This window comes from Paraburkholderia sp. BR10954 (assembly GCF_040965775.1).
Taxonomy (GTDB): domain Bacteria; phylum Pseudomonadota; class Gammaproteobacteria; order Burkholderiales; family Burkholderiaceae; genus Paraburkholderia; species Paraburkholderia youngii.
The window spans coordinates 1-4,284 of sequence record NZ_JBFRCK010000118.1; the positions used below are offsets into that span (position 1 = coordinate 1).

At 67.2% G+C, this 4,284-nt stretch carries 4 protein-coding genes and 1 pseudogene; 3 read left to right on the top strand and 2 right to left on the bottom strand.

Features of this window, described 5'->3' with window-relative positions:
* A pseudogene (locus AB4Y34_RS40925) lies at positions 1-412 on the bottom strand (sugar phosphate isomerase/epimerase); the annotation flags it as partial.
* 167 nt (positions 413-579) lie between these two features.
* Positions 580-1,470 carry a LysR family transcriptional regulator gene (locus AB4Y34_RS40930; protein ID WP_176379269.1) on the bottom strand — a complete coding sequence of 297 codons (891 nt, stop codon included), beginning with the start codon at positions 1,468-1,470 and terminating at the stop codon, positions 580-582.
* Between the two features lie 137 nt (positions 1,471-1,607).
* On the opposite strand from AB4Y34_RS40930, the gene AB4Y34_RS40935 reads away from it, so the two are divergent.
* The 3 genes from AB4Y34_RS40935 to AB4Y34_RS40945 all read left to right on the top strand — a co-directional run.
* Positions 1,608-2,687 carry a YeiH family protein gene (locus tag AB4Y34_RS40935; RefSeq protein ID WP_368719210.1) on the top strand — a complete coding sequence of 360 codons (1,080 nt, stop codon included), beginning with the start codon at positions 1,608-1,610 and terminating at the stop codon, positions 2,685-2,687.
* Positions 2,688-2,889: 202 nt separating this feature from the next.
* Positions 2,890-3,627 carry a glutathione S-transferase gene (locus tag AB4Y34_RS40940; protein WP_368719211.1) on the top strand — a complete coding sequence of 246 codons (738 nt, stop codon included), beginning with the start codon at positions 2,890-2,892 and terminating at the stop codon, positions 3,625-3,627.
* Between the two features lie 112 nt (positions 3,628-3,739).
* Positions 3,740-4,284 (top strand): chloride channel protein (locus tag AB4Y34_RS40945; RefSeq protein ID WP_368719212.1); only part of this gene is annotated, 545 nt, incomplete at its 3' end.

The following is a 4,284-nucleotide window of genomic DNA, read 5'->3' on the forward strand; positions in this document are numbered from 1 at the left end:
GCTGCGCGCCGTCCGTGGTGCCGCAGCCGCTCGCCACCTGCGCGACGAGCGCCGCACCGTGAGCCTCGCCCGCGAAGCCGCCGAGTTGCAGCTTGACGAAGCGCGCGCCGAGCGCCGCCGCTTCGTCGAGCGCCAGACGCAGCGCGTCGGTATCGAGCTGGCCGTTCGCGGCGTACAACGATGCCGGCGTCGAGAACACCGGCCACAGCCCGAGATCGGCCAACCCCGCGCCGAGCGCGCGCAGCCGTTGCGGGTCCGCGTCCGCGTCGCTCGCGAACAGCTCGCGACGCACTTCGAAACCCGCCGCGCCGGCTCGCTTTGCCGCCTGCGCCCATTTCAGATGGCCGTCGGCGCGCACGGCGTTCACACCGAACGCGCTGGCGACGACCACGATCTCAACTGCATCAGCCATATCCAACTCACTCGATCCGGACGCGAAACCGCTCTTGGAACCGGTTCCAATCTCACTTCGAAAAAAAGCGCCGAGGCGCTGCGATGTGCGAATAGTGCGCGGGACGGCCATCGCGCACCATAGAGGAAATCCCCAGGCGCGCCGGCCGCACGCCGCCAGCGCTGCAGTCAGCCGCCGTCCGCGATACACATCGCCAGAAACTGTTCGACAACCCGCGACGGCGCGCTCGCATGGGGCACCAGAATCGACAGCCGCCGCGTCAGCGGCTGCGGGCTCAGCGACATCAGCCGCAGCGCACCGTTCTCGTGCCGCATCGACATCGCCGACACGAAGCCGACGCCCATGCCGGCCCGCACCGCCTCCTTCACGCCTTCGACCCCCGCGATCTCGAGCGCCACGCGCATCGGCACGCCCGCGCGTGCGAACTCGCGCTCGACCGTCTGCCGCACGCCCGAGCCTTCCTCGCGCAGCACCAGCGGATAGGCGCCGAACGCGGCCAGCTCGATACGCTCGCATTTGTCCGCCTGCGCGAGCGGATGCGAGCGCGGCATGATCGCGACGATTTCATCCTCGCGCCACGCATGGACGACCGTATCCGGCGGCAGATCGGCGCCGGCGGGACCCTCGATCATCGCGATGTCGACCGAGCCGAGTGCGCCGACGATCTCGGCCGTATTGCCGTTGGCGGTATGCACGGTCACGTCCGGATAGCGGCGATGGAATTCGGCGATCAGATAGGGCAGCAGATAGCTCGCCGGCGTCGTGCTCGCGCCGATCCGCAAAGTGCCCTGCTCTAGACCGCGCAGCGCGTCGCGATACGCATGCGCCTGCCGCCAGGTGTCGCGCAGCCGCGCCGCATAGCTGGCGAGCTGCTCGCCGGCCGGCGTCAGCCGTACGCCGCGGCCATCGCGCTGGTACAGAGGCTCGCCGAATTCGTCCTGCAATTGCCGTAGCTGTCCGGACACCGCCGGCTGCGACAGATGAAGCGCCACCGCCGCCCGGCTGATGTTGCGATGCTCAGCGACGGCAGCGAACGTTATAAGTTGATCCGGGGTCATCTCGATGAAATATTGGTTGCGCTGATACTTGACATTCTAAATCACGATTTTTCATATCGGTATATCTAATTTAGGATTAGCCCCGTTGCTGCTCATGCAGTTCTGTGCAAGTTCGCTACGAAGTCAGGCACCCGATCATGTCCACCCCCACCGTCCCGCTCCCTGCCGCCTCACCCGCGCTGTCCACTCGCGGCCAACTCAATGGCGTGCTGTTCGTCGCGCTGTTCGCCGCCGCCGTCACGCGCATCGCGGCGATTCCGGCGGTTGCCGGTCTTGGCCTGAGTCCGCTGATCGTCGGCATCGTCGCCGGTGCGATCTATGGCAATGCGCTGCGGGACAGCATGCCGGCCAGCTGGGCGGCGGGCGTCAACTTCTCGGCGCGCAAGCTGCTGCGCATCGCGGTCGCGTTCTTCGGCCTGCGCGTGAGCCTGCAGGAAATCGCCCAGGTGGGTCTGCCGGGCCTCGCGGAATCGGTGCTGATCGTCGTCAGCACGCTCGTGATCGGCACCTGGGCCGGTATCAAGATCATGAAGCTCGATCGCGACACCGCGCTGCTGACGGCGGCCGGCAGCGCGATCTGCGGCGCGGCCGCGGTGCTCGCGTTCGAATCGACGCTGCAATCGAAGCCGCACAAGAGCGCGATGGCGGTCGGCACCGTCGTGCTGTTCGGCACGCTGTCGATGTTCCTGTACCCGGTGCTGTTCAACGCGGGCTGGCTGCATCTCGATACGGTCGGCGCGGGTCTCTTCTTCGGCGGCACGATCCACGAGGTCGCGCAGGTGGTCGGCGCGGCGAGCAACGTGAGCCCGGAAGCGACGCACATCGCGACGATCGTCAAGATGACCCGCGTGATGCTGCTCGTGCCGGTATTGCTGGTTGTCGGCCTGTGGGTGAACCGCGCGGCGCGCGGCGCGAAGGATGGCAGCACGGACGGCATCGTCCCGCGCAAGCTTACGATCCCCTGGTTCGCACTCGGCTTTCTCGCCTGCGTCGCGATCAACTCGCTGCATGTGCTGCCGCAAAGCGCCACCTCGTCGCTGAACCTGCTCGACACCTTCGCGCTGACGATGGCGATGACCGCACTCGGCATGGAAACGCGCATTTCGCAGATTCGCGAAGCGGGTCCGCGCGCGCTGACCACGGGCCTGATTCTGTATGTGTGGCTGATCGCCGGCGGACTGGGCATCACATGGGTCGTCCAGCACCTGTTGCGCTGAGCCGTCGCCGGCTTCCCCGCCTTCCCCGACACCCCGCCGCGCGCGGGGTTTTGGGCATTCTGGCGCCCCATCCGGCCCGCTCACACGGCATACTCGTTGCTGCGAACTTTGCTCCCACAACCCGCCTGTGCGCATGGTCCGATGGCAGCGGTGAAACCGTCTTCCCGCGACGCGTCCCGGCGACCGGAATGAGGATCGATCGATGAGCCTGGAACTGTACTACTGGGATGGCCTGCAAGGCCGCGGCGAATTCGTGCGGCTCGCGCTGGAGGAAGCCGGCGTCGACTATGTCGAAGTCGCGCGCGGCAAGCCTTCGAAGGGCCTCGGCACCGAGGCGATGATGGCGGTGATGGACAGCCCCGACGAGCCGTATCCGCCGTTCGCGCCGCCGTTTCTGAAAGATGGCGATCTGGTGATCCCGCAGACCGCCAACATCCTGTTCTATCTCGGCCCGCGGCTCAATCTCGCGCCCAAGGTGGAGAGCCTGCGCTACGTCGCGAACGGCCTGCAACTGACAATCGCCGACGTCGTCACCGAAGCGCACGACACCCACCATCCGCTCGCGAGCGGCCTCTACTACGAGGAGCAGAAAGACGCGGCGAAGGTGCGCGCGCACGATTTCATCGAGCATCGGATTCCGAAGTTCATGTCGTACTTCGAGCGCGCGCTGGCGCAGAATCCGGCCGGCGACAGCTTCATGGTCGGCGACGCGCTGACCTATGTGGACCTGTCGATGTTCCAGCTGATCGATGGTCTGCTGTATGCGTTTCCGCGCGCGCTGAAGCGCTTCGGCGAGCACTATCCGCGGCTCGCCGCGCTGCACGACAGGGTGATCGCCAGACCGAACATCGCCGCTTATCTGGACTCGGACCGGCGCATCGCCCATAACGAAAGCTGCGTCTTCCGGCACTACCCGGAACTCGACGAGGCGGCGACTTGAACCGCGCCGCCCGGCCCCGCCCGCTCGCCGCCGCGCGCCCGCCATTCGAGGCGGGCGCGCTGTCGTTGTGGCGCGGATTTTTCAATCTCCCATCACGCCCCGTACCGTCGACGTGCTTTCATTCCTGCTGAAGCTGCGCACCCGCGCCCAACGCCTCTTCCGCCTCTCCGATGCCCATACGATGCTGGTCTGGTCGGTCGTCGTCGGCATTGCCGGCGCGTTCGCCACCGTGGCGTTTCGCAAGGGCATCGAACTGCTGCAACTGGCGATAACCGGCCACTCCGGCAGCTTCGTCGAAACGGCGCGCAGCCTGCCGTGGACCGTGCGCATCTGGGTGCCGGCCGCCGGCGGTCTGGTCGCCGGCGTGTTTCTGCTGATCGCGCAGCGTCACGCCGACAGGCACACGCACTCCGACTACATGGAAGCCGTCGCGATCGGCGACGGCGCCGTGCCGGTGCGCCTGAGCTTGTGGCGCAGCGTGTCGTCGCTGTTTACGATCGCGAGCGGCGGCTCGATCGGCCGTGAAGGTCCAATGGTGCAGCTCGCGGCGCTCGCCTCGTCGCTGATCGGCCGCTGGGTCCACTTCGATCCGCCGCGGCTGCGCCTGCTGGTCGCGTGCGGCGCGGCGGCCGGTATCACGTCCGCGTACAGCGCGCC

Bases quoted from the DNA above. Each gene is read 5' to 3' on its own strand.
- AB4Y34_RS40940 (WP_368719211.1), top strand. From the start codon at position 2,890: ATGAGCCTGGAACTGTACTACTGGGATGGCCTGCAAGGCCGCGGCGAA.
- AB4Y34_RS40930 (WP_176379269.1), bottom strand. From the start codon at position 1,470: ATGACCCCGGATCAACTTATAACGTTCGCTGCCGTCGCTGAGCATCGC.
- AB4Y34_RS40935 (WP_368719210.1), top strand. From the start codon at position 1,608: ATGTCCACCCCCACCGTCCCGCTCCCTGCCGCCTCACCCGCGCTGTCC.